General features: G+C 46.4%; 9 protein-coding genes and 1 pseudogene. 8 read left to right on the top strand and 2 right to left on the bottom strand.

From position 1 onward, the window contains the following. Together ABW391_RS13215 and ABW391_RS13210 are read left to right on the top strand one after the other, a co-directional pair. Positions 1 to 774 (top strand): annotated as a pseudogene (locus tag ABW391_RS13215) (C25 family cysteine peptidase); the annotation flags it as partial. After that, complete coding sequence (locus tag ABW391_RS13210) at positions 771 to 1,724, top strand: GNAT family N-acetyltransferase (RefSeq protein ID WP_353482350.1); 954 nt, start codon at positions 771 to 773, stop codon at positions 1,722 to 1,724. The pseudogene ABW391_RS13215 and the gene ABW391_RS13210, both read left to right, overlap by 4 nt. Before the next feature lie 76 nt (positions 1,725 to 1,800). Here the strand turns inward: ABW391_RS13210 and ABW391_RS13205 are convergent, their stop codons facing one another. Continuing rightward, positions 1,801 to 3,549: a M14 family metallopeptidase gene (locus tag ABW391_RS13205; RefSeq protein ID WP_353482349.1), complete on the bottom strand. Its 1,749-nt coding sequence runs from the start codon at positions 3,547 to 3,549 to the stop codon at positions 1,801 to 1,803. A 76-nt stretch (positions 3,550 to 3,625) separates the two neighbouring features. Between ABW391_RS13205 and ABW391_RS13200 the strand changes: the two genes are divergently transcribed. From ABW391_RS13200 to argH, 6 genes are all read left to right on the top strand, one after another. Then, positions 3,626 to 4,261: an O-methyltransferase gene (locus tag ABW391_RS13200; RefSeq protein ID WP_353482348.1), complete on the top strand. Its 636-nt coding sequence runs from the start codon at positions 3,626 to 3,628 to the stop codon at positions 4,259 to 4,261. 1 nt (position 4,262) lies between these two features. Next, positions 4,263 to 5,201: a GNAT family N-acetyltransferase gene (locus ABW391_RS13195; protein ID WP_353482347.1), complete on the top strand. Its 939-nt coding sequence runs from the start codon at positions 4,263 to 4,265 to the stop codon at positions 5,199 to 5,201. Between the two features lie 222 nt (positions 5,202 to 5,423). Continuing rightward, on the top strand, positions 5,424 to 12,479 hold the full coding sequence (locus ABW391_RS13190) for a T9SS type A sorting domain-containing protein (protein WP_353482346.1): 7,056 nt from the start codon (positions 5,424 to 5,426) through the stop codon (positions 12,477 to 12,479). A gap of 175 nt (positions 12,480 to 12,654) precedes the next feature. Continuing rightward, positions 12,655 to 13,425 carry an acetylglutamate kinase gene (gene argB / locus ABW391_RS13185; RefSeq protein WP_353482345.1) on the top strand — a complete coding sequence of 257 codons (771 nt, stop codon included), beginning with the start codon at positions 12,655 to 12,657 and terminating at the stop codon, positions 13,423 to 13,425. A gap of 96 nt (positions 13,426 to 13,521) precedes the next feature. After that, a complete protein-coding gene (locus ABW391_RS13180; RefSeq protein WP_353482344.1) occupies positions 13,522 to 14,583 on the top strand; it encodes a M20 family metallo-hydrolase in 1,062 nt (353 codons plus the stop codon). Positions 14,584 to 14,595: 12 nt separating this feature from the next. Continuing rightward, positions 14,596 to 15,942, top strand: a complete 1,347-nt coding sequence (gene argH / locus ABW391_RS13175) for an argininosuccinate lyase (RefSeq protein ID WP_353482343.1) — start codon at positions 14,596 to 14,598, stop codon at positions 15,940 to 15,942. A gap of 223 nt (positions 15,943 to 16,165) precedes the next feature. Here argH and ABW391_RS13170 read toward each other — a convergent pair. Beyond that, positions 16,166 to 17,309, bottom strand: a 1,144-nt coding sequence (locus tag ABW391_RS13170) for a T9SS type A sorting domain-containing protein (RefSeq protein ID WP_353482342.1), incomplete at its 5' end; no start/stop codon positions are given.

Below are 17,309 nucleotides of genomic sequence, written 5' to 3'. Positions count from 1 at the left end.
GTGGAGTTGAATTACCAAAACAATTTGGCCATCCGCACTTTTTTTGTCAAAACCGATGCTGCTGCTCCAGTGGTAGATGTCACTTTTGACGGACTGAGAATTTTGCACAAAGACCTGGTAAGCAGTAGCCCATTGATCCAGATCCTGCTGCGCGATGAAAACAAGTACTTGTTGTTGTCCGATACCGCCCTGTTTGAAGTTCGGGTAGTTCCACCCAAAGGAGCACCCATTTTGCTGCGCTTCAACTCGGGCAACGTCGCTTTTTTTCCTTCGGAAAAACCTGGGCAACCCGCCCGCATCGAATGGCAGCCACAATTGTTCATTGATGGTGAATACCAATTGATGGTAAGGGCGCGCGATGCCAGCGGCAATTTGGCAGGAGGCAATTTGTTTCAAGTTTCGTTTCGCATTGTACAAGAGCAAAGCTTGAGTCAATTGTTGCCTTATCCCAACCCATTTACGACGTCTTGTCGCTTTGTGTATACCCTGACCGGCAAGGAAGAACCCGCCTATTTTTCGATTCAAATCATGACGGTTTCGGGGCAAGTGGTGAAAGAAATCAGCCAAGATGAATTTGGTGACCTGCGCATTGGTACCCATTTGTCGGATTATGTCTGGAATGGTACGGATCAGTATGGTGATCAATTGGCAAATGGCGTTTATTTGTACCGCGTGGTGGCCAAAGACGCCCAGGGAAAATCCATCAAACTGTTCAGTTCAGCCGCCGATCCTTTTTTTGACAAAGGATTCGGCAAAATCGTATTGCTGCGGTGAAAACGAACCTAGAACAATACCGCAGCTGGGCGAGTGGATGTCCACATTTGCCGGTTTTTTTTCAACCCTGGTGGTTGGATGCGGTATGCCCTGATGCCTGGGATGTTGGTTTGGCTAAAGATGAAGGGGGAAAGATTATTGGTGTTTTGCCTTATTTTTTGACCCGAAAATGGTCGCTATCGGCCATTGAGATGCCGCCGCTGACGCCTTACCTCGGGCCCTGGTATGATTTTCCGGACAACCTGAAACTGACCAATCGGTATGCCTTGGAACACAGTACCCAGGAAGCACTCCTCGTGCAACTTCCCTCGTGCGTTTTTTTTCGCCAAAGGTGGCATCCCCAATTGGTCAATGCCTTGCCTTTTCGCTGGAATGGATTTCGCCTGGAGATCAAATACACCTATTGCCTAAACCTGGGCGAAAGAGACCTTTACGCCGATTTTGCGAGTGCCTTGCGCAACAACGTCAACAATGCTGCTAAAAAAATTCGGGTAGAACGCAGTGCCTCCGGAGCAGGTTTTTATGCCATGAATGGCCATACTTTTACTGCACAAAAAATGAAAATGCCTTATACAGAAGCGCATTTCCAGCGCTTGACGGACCAAGCCCAACATCACCAGGTTCAGGATTTTTATTGGGCCATCGAAAAGGACACTGAAAAAAAAATTGCTGCTATTCACATCGTTAAGGATCAACGCTATGCTTATTTGCTTGCCACTGGACGCACACCTGATGCCCACAGCGGAGCAGTGGCTTTGTTGATTTGGCGTGCTCTCCAGGATCTGGCAACAGAGGGCATGCAGGTATTTGATTTTGAAGGCAGCAGCTTGCGGGGAGTGGAGGGTTTCTTTCGGCAATTTGGTGGAGAATTGAAAATTGGGCTGGTGCTGCGGAAAGGGATTCCTTTTTTCCGGTTTCCTGAATTGACCAACCGAATTTTGGGGAAATAGTACGACTATACCGTAATTTTCGGGGACAAAGAGATTTTTATACTGAATTCCTCTTTGTCCCTGAAAGTTTATCCCATCACTTTGAATTGGCCACAACCCGATAAACGGGATAGCGCATGTACTCTTTCTCCCAATAAATCGAGTTTCGGTACACAAAATCCAGTTGTGCGCCAGCGTTTTCAGCAAAAGCTTTATCTCCTTGTTTTTTCTCTTCCAGCTTGCGTTTTAGCGCTGGATCTTTTTGGAGCAATTCTGCTGCCAAATCCTCAAACACGTAGGAAGAATATCCACCTTTTTCTTGCAAGACCGTATCAAAGAAATTCCAGCGAAAGTAAGAATCCACCCCCTGTGGCTCGAGTACTTCCACAATGAAACGATTGCGCCATTGATTGAGCGGAATGAAAAAATCACCTTTGCGCAGATTGATCTGGTGGCGTTCGGTATGCAAGTCAACGCTGGTGTTTTGGTGGTGGCCTTCATAAGGGTTTTTGGCACTTTGAAATGCATCGATGATGTACACTTCCAGTTCCAGCGTACTGTCTTGTTGGAGTTGCCGCATTTGTACACCGCTGACTTTTAAGCGTTCAATGACATTGTGCCAACCTTGTGGAATGATGTAGGCCGAAGGCTTGGTGGTCTTCAAATCAACGTCATAATGGTCGTAAAAGGGGACAATTTTATTCAAGGGCTTGTCTCGATTGTAGTACAAGCGTTTTTGGCCGCTGACCTGGCTGAGGGGGTATTCAGGTTCGTACCCTTTGAATTCGACTTCCGAAAACTTTTCGCCGTTGAGTTTCCAGGTTAAAGGGAATTCAGCCTGGGTTTTTACAGCTTCTTTGGTGGCTTGTCGCACCGCCAGCAGGCGAGCACGGTGTTTTCCCAAAAATTGCAACACCCCTTCCAGCAAGGCATATGTTGCTTTTACCCGTTGTGGATAAGGCTTGAGCATGTGCGTTTCGGTCATCATGCCCATGGTATGAAAGAGCGCTGCGTAGCCGGTGGAGTAACGCGGCCAGTCTGGAAACTGCGAAAAACCTTTGTCTGGCGTTTGTCCGAAAGCATTGACATAAGGTGTGGCTTCAAAACCGGTTTTTTTCATGTGGTCGTACAGATAGGGTAGGAAGGTCTCTTTGTGAAACGCCCCCAGCACACCACCCAGTTTTTCTTCCTGGGCATAACAAAAAGTCATGGTGTATTGATAGTCTGCCCCATTGCTCACGTGGGTATCGATGAACACATCTGGATCTAGTTCTTGAAAAATGGCTTCAAAACTCAAGGCGTTGCGGGTATCAGCTTTGATGAAATCGCGGTTGAGGTCATAATTGCGGGCGTTGCCGCGGAATCCATGTTCCTCTGGCCCGTTTTGGCTGACTCGACTGGTCGAACTGCGGTTGAGGGTGCCGCCGATATTGTAAAATGGAATCAAGGCCACCACCACACTGTCCAACATCGGAAAGCGATCCAGGTGCAAGGCCATATCACGCAAGAGCAACATGGACGCATCCACGCCGTCGGGTTCACCCGGGTGAATGCCATTGTTGATGAAAAAAATAGCTTTGCCTTGGGCTTTGAGTTTGGCCAGATCAAACTTGCGGTTTTTGGAATAAAGCACCAGATGCAAGGGGAAACCACTATCGGTGAGCCCTTTGGTTTGGATGTCAATTTCCTTGAAATCGGCGGCTATGCGTTGATACCAGGCAATGCCTTCGGCGTAAGTAGGGGTTTGGGTGCCATTGCTGGTCTCAAAACGGGTGGGGTATTGGGCAATCATGCTCAAAGGCAAGAACAGGCTGAGAAGAAAACCTAGTGGCTTCGATTTATTCATCGTGGTTAGATTGAGTTTTGGAAGTGAGGAAAGTACAAAAAACTTTTAGAACTTTGCGCCTTATAGTTAAGCCACCATGCAACGTTCATTACGCAACATTTACCATTATTGTGCCGCCCACAGTACCCCTCCTTCGGAAGTATTGCATGAGTTGGACCGCGAAACGCACCTCAAAACCCTGGCCCCTCAAATGATGACGGGCCCTTTGCAAGGCCAGTTGCTGCGTTTCATCAGCATGTGGGTCAAGCCACAATGCGCCCTTGAAATTGGGACTTTTACCGGGTATGGCGCCATTTGTATTGCCGAAGGATTGCCACCTGGAGGTGTATTGCACACGATAGAGCCCAATCGGGAACTGGAGCACCTGATCCGCAAATACATCGACAAAGCGGGTTTGAACGACCGCATCCAACTGCACCAGGGCCGTGCCGAAGACATTATCCCTCAACTGGATTTTCGCTTTGATTTGGTGATGATCGATGGGGGCAAACAGGATTACACCTTGCACTACGATTTGGTCATCGATAAAGTCAATTCTGGCGGAGTTATCCTGGTAGACAATGTGCTTTGGGATGGCAAAGTGACTCAGGAGAAAAAAGACAAGGATACCTTACTCATCCATCAATTCAATGAAAAAATTCAGGCTGATCCGAGGGTCGAGAATTTGTTGCTGCCGCTGCGAGATGGCGTAATGATTGTGCAAAAAAAGTAAAATGAAAAACCGCTACCGCCAATTCTGCCAAACCCATCCCGAATTACCGATCTATTTTCAGGATTGGTATTTGGATGCCGTATGCCAGGAAGGGGAGTGGGGCGTTGCGATAGTAGAAGATGGCAGCGAGGTGAAAGGCATTTGGACTTATTTTCTGAAGCAAAAAATGGGATTCACCTACATCACCATGCCGGTTTTTGTGAAGTTTATGGGCCCATTGTTGTTTGGCAACCCAGGTTTGAGTGAGCAGCACCAGATTCTGGAAAAACTTTTGGATCAAATACCGCCGGTGGCGAATCTAAAGCAAGACTTTCATTACCGCAACACCAACTGGTTGCCCTTGTACTGGCGGGGCTTTAGACAAACTACCCGATACACCTATTTGCTAGATATTAGTAATTTGAAACAAGTACAAACTGGTGTTAATCGCAATATTCGACGGAATTTACAAAAAGCTATGTCCTTACAGGTTGAACAATGGGATGACCCAGAACGTTTTTACCGTACCAACAAGAAGAGTTTTGATCGGCAAAACATTTCGATTCCGTATACTTTAGTGCAATTTTTGAGTCATGATGCAGCATTGTCTGCACAAAAGCGCAGGAAGTTTTTTTTTGCAGTTGACCAACGGGGTATGGTACACAGCGCGTCTTACGTGGTGTGGGATGACCAGGTTGGTTATTACCACCTTGCTGGAGATGATCCGACTCTTCGTCATCATGGTGGAGGGATTCTGCTCATTTGGACAGCCATCCAGTTTTTACACCATGATTTAGGGCTTAAAACCTTGGATTTTGAAGGAAGTATGTTGAAAAATGTGGAAGCTATCCGTCGGCAGTTTGGAGCTAGTCAGACCCCTTATTTCTCAATTGAGAAAAATTTTTCCAAGGCGTTCAATGCTTTAGAAAAAATACGTAACCTTTTTGGGTTATTTGTTTGAGATAGGGTAAAAAAAAATGGTAAAAGAGGTACATGTGTTGTTTGGATTTGTATATTTGAGGCCTGAATTAGGTTAAGAATAAAAAAATCCAGGTTTTACTTCAATTACCCCTCCCTCTTTCTAGCAGCAGTCTGAACTACTATTCAACAACCCAAGAATAAATTCATGGGTTGAAACCCGGGTATATAATCAGTTTTCCACAACATCAGAAAACGATTAATTATGATACCCATTAAGTACCTCTTTTCAAGCCAAGTGCGGCAGCTGAAACACTTTTTACCTGTATTGTTTCTCTTGATGGGCGTTCCTGTGTTTGCACAGCAGCCGAATCTAATCACTTGCACTACCAAAACTGGTAAGCTCGGGGATTTGAAGGTCTGTGTCAACAAGGATTCTGCCTTTATTGAAGCAAAACAGACAGAAGCGTCAGTAGTACCAGCAGGTTTTGCTCGAACCTATTTGCTGTCCAAAGGCAGTGAGCAAAGAGTGATTGCGAAAAACGCAAGTCCTCTATTCAAGGTTAAGGCCCAAGGGTTTTACGGTATTCATACTTTGGTGTATGATCCCGCTAAACTCAATCCTGATACCCTGTTCCCGCCAAAGAATTACAAAGTGACACAATTGGCAAAGCGCTTTCTAGTGAGCACTGCTTTGCAATGTGCCGGAGTGGACACCACCGGTGCCCAATTCGCTTTTAATGAATGTGATACCTGTGGAACTTTCGCAGGCACACTACGCGTCCTGGCTCAAAATTGCCTCGACAATGGAACTGCTCGCTTACAAGCGGTAGAAGTGACAACCCCTACCTTCCCTTCCAAGTACAAAGTCATTTATGTACTGACCAGTGGAAATGACCTCATCATTGAAGCTTTCTCGGCAACACCTGATTTCATTGTTCGCAAGACTGGTGTTTTTACCATCCATACCTTGGTATACGATCCGTCTAAAGTTAACCTGGGTGAATTTGATCCCGGAGAATTCAATGCAGGAGATATTCTCAAGAAACTGGTACAAGGCGGTGGCAAAATTTGCGGCGCTCTGGATGTAACAGGTGCCAAATTCAACGTCAGCCTATGTCCTTGTGCTGCCAATCCTGGAGCACTGGTTGCAGCCAGTCAGCCTTGTATCAACAATGGTTCGGTACAGTTGACGGCTAATCGCGTTTTACCAACAGTGATTCCGACAGGTTTCCAGTTGCGTTACGTGTTGACCAAAGGAGAAGACCTTACCATTGTTCAATTGGGTCAGAATCCACAATTCAGCGTAGCCCAAACCGGACGTTACCGCATTCACAGTTTTGTATACAACCCAACCACGCTTGATTTGAGTGGGGTGGTATTTGGTACGACCAAAGCTGCTGCCATCAACGCGAAGTTGATTCAAGGCGGTGGTGTGATTTGTGGCGCTCTGGACTTGTTTGGGGCTACTTTTGATGTAACGTCTTGTCCATGTGAACCTACTGCTGGTTCACTGCGTCCTGATGCTCAAGTGTGCTATGACAACATCAATGCGGCCAAACTGACTGCGGTTGTGGTCAATGCGCCAGTGATCCCTGCGGGGTACCTGCGCCGTTATGTCCTCACTTCTGGTGCCAATTTGGTGATTGAAAACGTGAGCCAAAATCCTGTTTTCAATGTAACCAAAACTGGAAATTACCGCATTCACACCCTGATCTACAATCCTGCAGATCTGGATTTGAGTACGGTTATCTTTGGTTTTACCCGTGCTGCTGACATCAATAAGCTGCTCATTCAGGGTGGAGGCCCATTGTGTGGTGCACTGGATTTGACTGGAGCTTTATTTGAGGTGACCAGTTGCCCTTGTACGGCTAAAGCCGGTACTTTGGTGGCCATTGACCAACCTTGTTTGAACGCAGGTTCTACGCGCATTCGCGGCAATGTTGGTACAGCATCCGTTGTTCCTACTGGGTTTAAACTGGTCTACATCCTGACCCAGGGTGACGTTCTGGTGGTGCGTCAAGTAAAAGAAGTGGCTGATTTCACGGTTACGGCGGCTGGTCGTTACCGCGTTCATGCCTTTGTATACAACCCATCTACATTCAACATCAATGACATTCAAACTGGTGTGACCACGGCACAAGCTGTTCGCGATCGATTGATCGAAGGGGGTGGCTCTATCTGTGGCTCGATCCAGTTGAGTGGTTTGGTATTTGATGTAAGTACTTGCGCTCCAACTTGTACTGCTTCAGCAGGTACATTGAAAGTGTTGGATCAAACTTGCTTGCCTGTTGGTGGTGCTGCCCGTTTGCGTGCAACTTCATTATTGGCTCCTTCGGTACCCGAAGGCTTCCTGTTGCGCTACGTACTCACTTCTGGTGACAATCTGGTTATCCAGAACGTTGCTTCCAGTGCTGACTTTAATGTGGCAAGCACTGGTCGTTTCCGCATCCATACCCTGGTATATAATCCAACCACGTTGAATTTAACTGGAGTTATCTTCGGAAGCACCAGAGCTTCGGCGATTGCCAGCCAATTGATTCAAGGCGGTGGTTCGGTTTGTGGCGCGCTGGATGTGACTGGAGCCATTTTTGACGTAGTCAATTGTGTATCCTGTACTGCGTATTCAGGTACATTGATTCCGGCAAATGGACCTTGTTTGGACAACTGGTGGGATGCACGTTTGCGTGCAGCGACGAACAAAGCACCAGTGATTCCTACAGGCTATCAGTTGCGTTACCTGGTAACCAATGGCAGCAATCTGGTGATTACCCAGATTGGAGATAAGCCTGATTTTACGGTACATACAACGGGTACATGGCGCATTCACGCCCTGGTATACAACCCAAGTACGTTCAACTTGAGTCAAATTGTTCTCAATACGACTACCATTGAAGACCTGAAACTATATTTGGTAAGGGGAATCGTGGCTACTTGTGCAAGTTTGGATGAAACTGGTGCTTACTTCTTTGTGAAGCCCTGTGAAGGCTGCAACGTAGAAGCGGGTACCTTGAAGCCCAAAATTCAAGTTTGTTTGAATGCCCAAACAGGCGCTCGATTGCAAGCAAATGTTGATCGTGCACCAGTGGTTCCAACCGCTTATGTAGTGAAATATGTGCTTTCTTACGGAGACAATATGACTGTGCTGCTAGTGGGCAATACGCCTGACTTTACAGTGGGCAACACTGGCCGTTACCGCATTCATACCTTGGTATACAATCCAAATAGCTTTAATCCAGCTACTGCCTTCCAATTGGGTGTGACGATGTTAAAAACCGTCAAGCAGACCTTTATTCAGGATGGTGGGACGCTTTGTGCCGCTGTAGATCCAGTTGGTGCCTACTTTGAAGTGAGTACCTGTCAGCAAACTTGTGGCGTAAGCGCAGGTACGCTGAACCCGGTTGGTCAGCCTTGTCTTGACAACTGGACGGATACGCGTTTGCAAGCTACGGTTGGCACTCAGCCAAATATTCCTTCGGGATACGTCATCCGCTATTTGCTTACTTCTGGAGACAGCAAGGTGATTGAAAAAGTGAGCAGTGCTCCTGACTTTGTAGTAAGCAAAACTGGAAAATACCGCATCCATACCCTGGTTTATCATCCAAATACACTCAATTTTACGATTCATTTGGGTTCAACCTTGCTCAGCGAACTCAACGTTCTGTTTATCCAGGGCGGAGGAGCAGTTTGCGGCGCACTGGATTTAACCGGGGCTTATTTCAATGTGCAAGCTTGTTTGACCTGTACGGTTTCTACAGGTAAGTTAAAAGCTAAAGTGCCTGATTGCTACAAAGCAGGCAGCATCATTAAACTTTCTACCGAAGTACTGATCACTCCGATTGTGCCTACAGGTTATACCATTTGCTATGCAATTGTAAACACTGCTGGCACCATCATTGATGTGACCGAAACGCCAACTGCAAATGTCTATGCTGCTGGCACGTATTGCATGCATGCCTTTGTATTCCCCAACGCTCAATTCAATGTTGGTCGAATCGTGAAGGGCTCTACTTCACTGAGTCAATTGAACCTTTGGCTAAAAGATCTTTGTTCAGCCATTGATTTGACTGGAATCTGTTTCAATGTCAATACTTGCGCTCAACTGTGCGAAGTAGCGGTTGGTAAAATTGTACCACGCACACCAAACTGCTTTACTGCTGGTGGAGTTGTAACGTTGGTTGCTGATGTTACCGTTGCTCCGGTGATTCCAAGTGGCTTTACCATTTGTTATGCCATCGCCAATGCGAATGGGGTTATTGTGGATGTAACTGAACAGCCAAGTGTGGTGGTACGTGCTTCTGGCACTTATTGCATGCATGCGTTCATCTTCCCAACTGCCTCGTTTAACGTAAACCGAATCATCGAAAACAACACAACGATTGCCCAACTCGCGATTTGGTTGAAAGAATACTGTTCTTCGATTGATCTCACTGGAGTATGTTTCCCAGTGACAAACTGTACAACCAATTGTAATGTAGACGCAGGCATTTTGTATTCGCCCACCGTTTCTTGTTTGGTTGATTCATTCAAAGTTTGTCTCAACGTCAAAACTGTACCTAATACGCCTGGTGGTTTCACCGTATGTTACGCTTTGGTCAACGACAAAGGAGTCATTGTAGATGTGGTGGAAGACAGATGTTTCTGGTTGAAGAAAACGGGCAATTATTGCGCGCACGTATTTGTGTTCCGTGCCTTGACCTTCAATCCAAACAACATCATCAAGGGGGTTACAACTCTTAAAACACTGAATACCTGGTTGAGTACCGGTAATTTCTGTGCGGATTTGGATGAAGTTGGTGCTTGCTTTACCGTGAAGGAATGTTTGCCAACTTGTGAAGCTGCTCCGGGTACACTGGTTTCAGACCTTGAAGAGTGCCTAGCATATGACTATGCCTGGATTGGTGCCAAGCACCCGAGCAATAGCAAGCCAGTCATTCCAAACGGATACAACGTTACATATTTGTTGGTTAGCGCCGATAATGTTGTACGTCAGGTAGGCGTTCAACCCAAGTTTGGATTGCTGCAAACGGGCAATTTCCGGATCTTGACTTTGGTGTACAATCCAAGTACATTGCCATTGAACACCATTGTGGTGAATACGACTACAGTAGCACAAATTAATGCCAAACTCATTCAGGGTGGTGGCAATATCTGTGGAGCCTTGGATTTAAACGGCGCTTCATTTAAGATTACGCTTTGTGCTTGTACTGCCGATGCTGGTAAGCTTAAATCTACTGATGAATTCTGTTTGCCTAAAAACGGAGAACTGGAGATCAAAGCGACCACACTTACCAACAGTATTATCCCTGCGGGTTATGCTGTTCGTTATTTGCTTTCAAAAGGCGATAGCAAGGTAATTCTCGATTTGAACACTACTCCTAGCTTCGGTGTAGCAGAAATAGGTACTTACCGCATTCATACGTTGGTCTTCAATTCAGCTTCGTTCCAACTCAGCAGCATTAAATTTGGTACAACAACCATTGCTGGTTTGCGTGCCCAGTTTATTGAAGGTGGAGGTACCATTTGTGCCAGCGTAGAACCTACCGGGGCGGCGATAGTGGTAGACAAATGTGAAGAGCCATGCCTTGCCAACCCAGGCAAGCTTTCAGCTATTGATGATCCATGTCTGAGAAATGGACAAGGAGTCTACAATGCTCAGTTTACGGTAGCTCCAGTAGTTCCGGCGGGTTATCAAATTCGGTACATCCTTACGTTTACGGATAACTTGATTGTGAAGGCCATCTCTACTACACCATCGTTTATCGTTACGCAGGTTGGCCGTTACCGCATTCATACCTTAATTTATCTCCCAGGCGATATCAATTTCAACAATGTGGTATTTGGCACAACTACCCTGACTTACTTCAAAAACCAAGTCAATAAAACGGGCATTTGTGTCAAATTGGATGCAGAAGGCTTGGTCAATGAGTTTACGCCTTGTCAAAATACCTGCGTTGCTTTTGCGGGTACTTACAAGCGCCTGGGCGACAGTTGTATTGCTTCCTTGCCTGCGCGTTTCCGTACTACAGTGGTGACGCCTGCGGTTGTTCCCGTAAACTATCAAGTCCGGTATTTGCTGGCCAAGGGTAACACCAAGGTTATTGAGCAAATCAGCTCTTCGGCAGACTTTACGGTCAACAGCACCAACGACTTTATCATCTACACTTTCGTATACGACCCCAATACTTTTGCCATCAACAGCATTCAGTTGGGTACGACCACCGTCACCGGCTTGAAAGCCCAATTGGCAAACAGAGACCTGATTTGTAGCAGCATTGATGAAGGGGTGCCATTCAAGGCAGGAAACTGCTGTGCGGGTTCACCGGGTACATTCAAACCATTTGTCTATGTTCCTTGCTTGCCAGAAGGCGGGTGTGCATACGTGAAGTTTGATTGGATTAAAAAACCAGTCGTGCCTACAGGATGGAAGATTCGTTACTACGTATCCGCTCCAAACAGCAAGGTGCTGAATGTCTACTACGACAAGCCTGAATTTTTGCTTTGCAAAATCGGCAAGTACACCGTTCACCAGTTGATCTACAATCCAAAAGATTTTGATCCAAGCAAACTTTTTGGACTAGGACAAGTAACGTCTGACGATATCGCTGCTGAATTGCAAGACTATCCATGCGCTCATTTCGATCAGACTGGTTACCTTTTGCACATTCAATTGTGCAATTGCCCAATCTGGACGGGAAGTTTGGAACCAGAACCAATGGAGTGCTTCAAGCCAGGTGGAATTACCATTAAGGCCAAGATCACCATGGGAAGTATGTTTGATTCTCCATTTAAGGAAGTTTTCATTCTTACTTCAGGTGACAGCATGAACATCCTTGCGGTGAGCAGCAGCCCATCATTCAAGGTGACTCAGGTTGGAAAATACCAGATCCAATCCGTTATTGTCAAACCAGTTGAGATTTCGGTTGGTGATTTCCCAAATGTTTATCACTTGATGCGTCAACTAAGAATGGGAGGTGGCCCTTACTGTGGATTCGTTGAATTGAGTGGTGCAACCTTCAACGTCAACGATTGCAAAGGCTTTAGCTCTGGATCTAATCCTGCTATACCTTCTACTGATGCTTATCCTAATCCAACCAATGGTCAGGTACGTCTGGTCTTCAGCAATCCGAAATTGGTGGATGCAAGCGGTATTTCAGTAGAAGTGCTCGACCTGAATGGCAGTGTCATCAACCGTTCCAAGTTTGATGAGGGCAGCACGGAAGGTCAATTGGATCTTAAATCGCTACCTTCTGGCCTTTACCTGATTCGCGTTATGCGGAGCGGTCAAGCACCAGAACTGATACGAATTAATAAGATGTAATTTTTAAGAAAGTTCTGGGTTTTGAGTTCACGCAATCTTACTTTAAAAGGTAAAATTGTGTGAACTTAAAACTCAAAACTACCCCCAAACTATTCCCACCACTATAAAAACACTACCTTAGCGCTCATTAATTGTCTATTTTATTTCCAGCTACACAAACCACATTTCGAGCGCTATGACACTGCACATTTTGAAAGTTGGAGGCAAAGTCATTGATGATTTAGCACTGCTTCGGCCAATTTTGGAAGCCTTTTTAGAAAAAGAAGGCAAAAAAATCATTGTACATGGTGGGGGCAAAAAAGCCTCAGAACTCAGTGAAAAACTGGGCATTCCCGTGCAAATGGTCAATGGCCGCCGCATCACCGATTTGGCTGCACTTGAAGTGGCTACGATGGTATATGCTGGCCTGTTCAACAAACAAATTGTCGCCTTATTGCAATCCATCGGTGGCAACGCTCTAGGGCTAAGTGGTGCCGATGGAAATGTAATTTTAGCCCACCAGCGTCCGGTCAAAGAGATCGATTACGGTTATGTGGGCGATTTGGATGAAGTAAACGCTCCCGCCATTCACCGCTTGCTGAATGCTGATTTTACGCCCGTTTTTTGCGCCATTACCCACAATGGACAAGGGCAGTTGCTCAACACCAACGCCGATACCATCGCTTCCCAATTGGCCACGGCCATGTCGGCACTTTACGAAGTCAAACTCTATTTGTGTCTGGATAAAAACGGCGTATTGGCCAATGCAGAAGACGACTCAACCGTTATTCCAAGAATGAATGAAACAGATTATGGGCAGCTCAAGGAGCAAGGCGTGGTATACGCCGGCATGCTCCCCAAACTGGACAATGCCTTTGAGGCACTGCGCCAGGGGGTGAAGGAGGTGATCATCTGTGGCCCAGAATCGGTTTGTCAAGGTGGTGGAACGGTTATTTATTCAGACTGAGTCCTCTTACCAAGTATGCGCCAAAAGCTTATCTTTGCCGCCTAAGCAACGCAGAAAATCGGGAAGTAATTTTTTGCGTCATACTAAATGCAAAAAATGAATGTAGCGGATTCAGCCATCAATTTGTTGAAATCTTTGATTACCACGCCCTCTTTCTCTAAAGAAGAGGACTCGGCTGCGCAACTCATCGCTGCTTTTTTTACTGAACGTGACATTCCTTTCACCTGCAAGCTGCACAATACGTGGGTACGCAATCGCCATTGGCAAGAGGGCAAACCTGTTCTTTTGCTCAATTCGCACATCGATACGGTCAAACCCGCCACGGGTTGGCAACGCGATCCCTTTCATCCCGGAATTGAACAAGCAGACATTTTGTACGGGTTGGGCAGCAACGATGCTGGCGGACCGCTGGTTTCCCTCATCGCTGCCTTTTTGCATTTTTATGACCGCAGCGATTTGCCTTTTAACCTGATTTTGGCCGCTACGGCAGAAGAAGAGATTTCTGGTGCACAAGGCATCGCAAGTGTTATCCCGGAACTGGGGGCAATCGATTGTGCCATCGTAGGCGAGCCTACCCAAATGCGCATGGCCATCGCCGAAAAAGGCTTGATGGTCATCGACGCAGAGGCTAAAGGGGTGTCTGGACATGCCGCTAGGGAAGAAGGCGTTAATGCTTTGTACATCGCCCTTGATGACATTGCCCGCATTCGGAAAATGGATTTGGAGCGGGTATCGCCCTTGTTGGGAAAAGTGAAAATGACGGTTACCCAAATCGAAGCTGGAAAGCAACACAACGTAGTACCCGATTCTTGTCGCTTTGTAATCGATGTGCGCACCAACGAGTGTTACCGCAATGAAGAGGTTTATGAAATTTTACAACTGCAGTTGCAATCTGAACTCAAACCGCGTTCTTTTCGCCTCAATTCTTCGGGCATCTCCCTGGAGCATCCTTTGGTGCAAAGTGGACTCCAATTGGGTTTGCTCTACTTTGGTTCGCCCACACTTTCGGATCAGGCGCTGATGCCTTTTCCTTCCCTCAAAATTGGCCCAGGAGATTCCGCGCGTTCGCATACCGCAGATGAGTACATCCGTTTGAGCGAAATTCGGGAGGGGATTGAAATGTATATTCGATTAATAGAAGGTTTTTGTAACGGTTGAAAAAAAATAAAAATGAAGCTTTGGCAAAAATCCATCTCCGCATGGTCAGAAGTTGAAACGTTTACGGTGGGTCGCGATCGGGAAATGGATCTGTACCTGGCACCTTATGATATCATGGGGTCTTTGGCGCACATCGAAATGTTGTGCAGCATTGGCTTGTTGGAACCTGAAGAATACACAGCGCTAGCAGCCGCATTGAGGCAATTGTACCAGAATGCCATTGCCGGGAACTTTGTGATTGAAGAAGGCGTAGAGGATGTGCATTCTCAAGTAGAGATGTTGCTCACCAGTAGGTTGGGCGACATGGGCAAAAAGATCCACAGTGGACGCTCCCGCAATGACCAGGTTCTGGTGGACTTGCGCTTGTTTCTGCGTGCAGAGATAGAGGCATTGTCTGGCCAAATTGGTGAGCTGTTTGACGTATTGCAAACCCTGTCTGAAAAACACAAAGACATTCTCCTGCCGGGTTATACGCACTTGCAAGTGGCGATGGTTTCGTCATTTGGACTGTGGCTGGGCGCTTATGCAGAATCGTTGGTAGATGATTTGCGGCAATTTCAAAGCGCTTACCAGATCATCAACCAGAATCCGCTGGGTTCGGCGGCGGGTTATGGCTCGTCTTTCCCGCTCAACCGCAAGATGACTACCGAATTGCTGGGCTTTGCAGACCTCAATTACAATGTGGTGCATGCCCAAATGGGTCGAGGAAAAACAGAATTGTTTCTGGCTTTTGCGCTAGCAGGATTGGGGCATACCCTGGGAAAATTGTCGATGGATGTAGTTTTGTACCTCAATCAGAATTTTGCATTCCTGACTTTTCCCGATCAACTTACCACGGGTTCCAGCATCATGCCTCACAAAAAGAACCCTGATGTATTTGAATTGCTGCGCGCAAAAAGCACCCAACTGGCCGCTTTGCCCCAACAAGTCAGCTTGCTGACGGGCAATTTACCCAGCGGATACCACCGCGATTTTCAATTGCTCAAGGAGGTGATTTTTCCGGCCATTGAAACGGCAAAAAGCTGTTTGAGCATGTTGTGCTTCGCCCTGCCGCAAATGCGACCCAAAACAAACATCCTGGACGACGACAAGTACAAATACCTTTACTCTGTAGAAGTGGTCAATAAATTGGCCTTGGAAGGCGTGCCTTTTCGGGATGCTTACCGTCAGGTAGGACACGACATCGAAAATGGTACTTTTAATCCTGATCGAACCTTGAATCACACCCACGAGGGGAGCATCGGAAACCTGTGTACCGCCGAAATTCGCCAAAAATGGGAGCGGGTTTGGAATGGATTTGAATTTGAAGGCGTACACGAAAAGGTCAGCGCTTTGGTAACTTTTAAATACAATAATTAAAAAAAGAAGCATCGCAACAATTAAGTCGCGATGCTTCAATCAAAAATAAAATAAGAGGAACAGATATTTAGGGCATTTTTTAAAAAAACACCAAGTAACGCAGAAAAATTAACTTCCCGATTTTGGGTTTTGAATAGGAAGTCGAACGGTTCAATTCAAGTGAGCTTCCTATTCAAAAGCCTCTCAAAAAATCGGGAAGTAATTTTTTGCGTCATACCAGGGCTTAATTGCCACCCATCACTACCATTTTTCCAGATAGTTTGAGTTTTTCATCTCCGATCTTGTACAGATAAGACCCCGCAGGCAAGTCAGTAGTATCCAGATTGAATGCATGATCGCCGAAAGTGGCAACACTGATTCGTTGGGTACGCAACGTTTTGCCATACATGTCATACAGTTGCAAGTCGTAGTTTCCTTGTGGCCAAGCGCTCAGGCTGATCTGGGCCTTGGCGTTGTTTGTGGTCGGATTGGGATAGATGAGTACGGCTGGCTTGTTGCCCAAAGAGCTGTTGCCCAAACCCGTTCCCGGAGTACCTGGTTCCTGAAAAGCAGGACAAGGAGTAGTTTCATAAATGCGAACATTGCGGAATTGTGATTCACAGGTAAATGGCGAGGCATCTTTATCGGCGGCAAAAAACAAACGAATAACATTGCCGAAGTAAAACTGACCAACTTTGATGGTGTACTTTTGCCAGGTTCCGTTGCCCGCATAGTTGCGGAAATCAGGAATTCCCCAGGTTTGAGTGCCCCAAAGCTGGAAGGTCAATGTTGATGAAATGTTGTCGTCATCGTCAAAGCCGATGCCGTGAATTTCACCTTGCAATGTAGATTTGAATTCGAATTCCAGATACGTATTGGCAGTAATATTGTAACTAATTGGGATGGCTTTCCAGGCATTGTTCTTGATGATCAGGGTTTTCCCGGCATCGGTTACCGTTGCGCTACCCCCATCCTGTGAACCGCCAAAGGAAGCAGGTGCGGTTTTGCTAAAGTCAATATTGGTACAGTTGGTGTTGCTTGGAGGTGGTGGATTAACCGTCCCAGGGTCGTTGACGCAGAAGTTTGTCAAGGATTCTTTGGCAAATTGACCACCTTGAGCAATGACTGTGTTGTTGGCATCTAGCAATTTGAATGAACCATTGCCGTAATTGCAGCAAATTCCATCTCCAATTTTATCCAAGATGCGCAATCTGTAACAGCCATAAGGCAGACAGACTGTTTTTGACACCAATTGCCCTGCAGTTTTGTCTACGTATGGGCCACCTTTTTCAACGGCAACTCCCGCAGGGTTGAGAATTTCCCAAGTCGTTTCGCTGCCAAAAAGATCAAGTGTCAGGGTAAACGTGACTTTGCCACAAGTGGCCGCA

This window comes from Haliscomenobacter sp., from assembly GCF_040403615.1.
Lineage (GTDB): Bacteria > Bacteroidota > Bacteroidia > Chitinophagales > Saprospiraceae > Haliscomenobacter.
This window is presented reverse-complemented; position numbering and strand designations above follow the sequence as displayed.

Bases quoted from the DNA above. Each gene is read 5' to 3' on its own strand.
- ABW391_RS13205 (WP_353482349.1), bottom strand. From the start codon at position 3,549: ATGAATAAATCGAAGCCACTAGGTTTTCTTCTCAGCCTGTTCTTGCCT.
- ABW391_RS13200 (WP_353482348.1), top strand. From the start codon at position 3,626: ATGCAACGTTCATTACGCAACATTTACCATTATTGTGCCGCCCACAGT.
- ABW391_RS13195 (WP_353482347.1), top strand. From the start codon at position 4,263: ATGAAAAACCGCTACCGCCAATTCTGCCAAACCCATCCCGAATTACCG.
- ABW391_RS13190 (WP_353482346.1), top strand. From the start codon at position 5,424: ATGATACCCATTAAGTACCTCTTTTCAAGCCAAGTGCGGCAGCTGAAA.
- argB (WP_353482345.1), top strand. From the start codon at position 12,655: ATGACACTGCACATTTTGAAAGTTGGAGGCAAAGTCATTGATGATTTA.
- ABW391_RS13180 (WP_353482344.1), top strand. From the start codon at position 13,522: ATGAATGTAGCGGATTCAGCCATCAATTTGTTGAAATCTTTGATTACC.
- argH (WP_353482343.1), top strand. From the start codon at position 14,596: ATGAAGCTTTGGCAAAAATCCATCTCCGCATGGTCAGAAGTTGAAACG.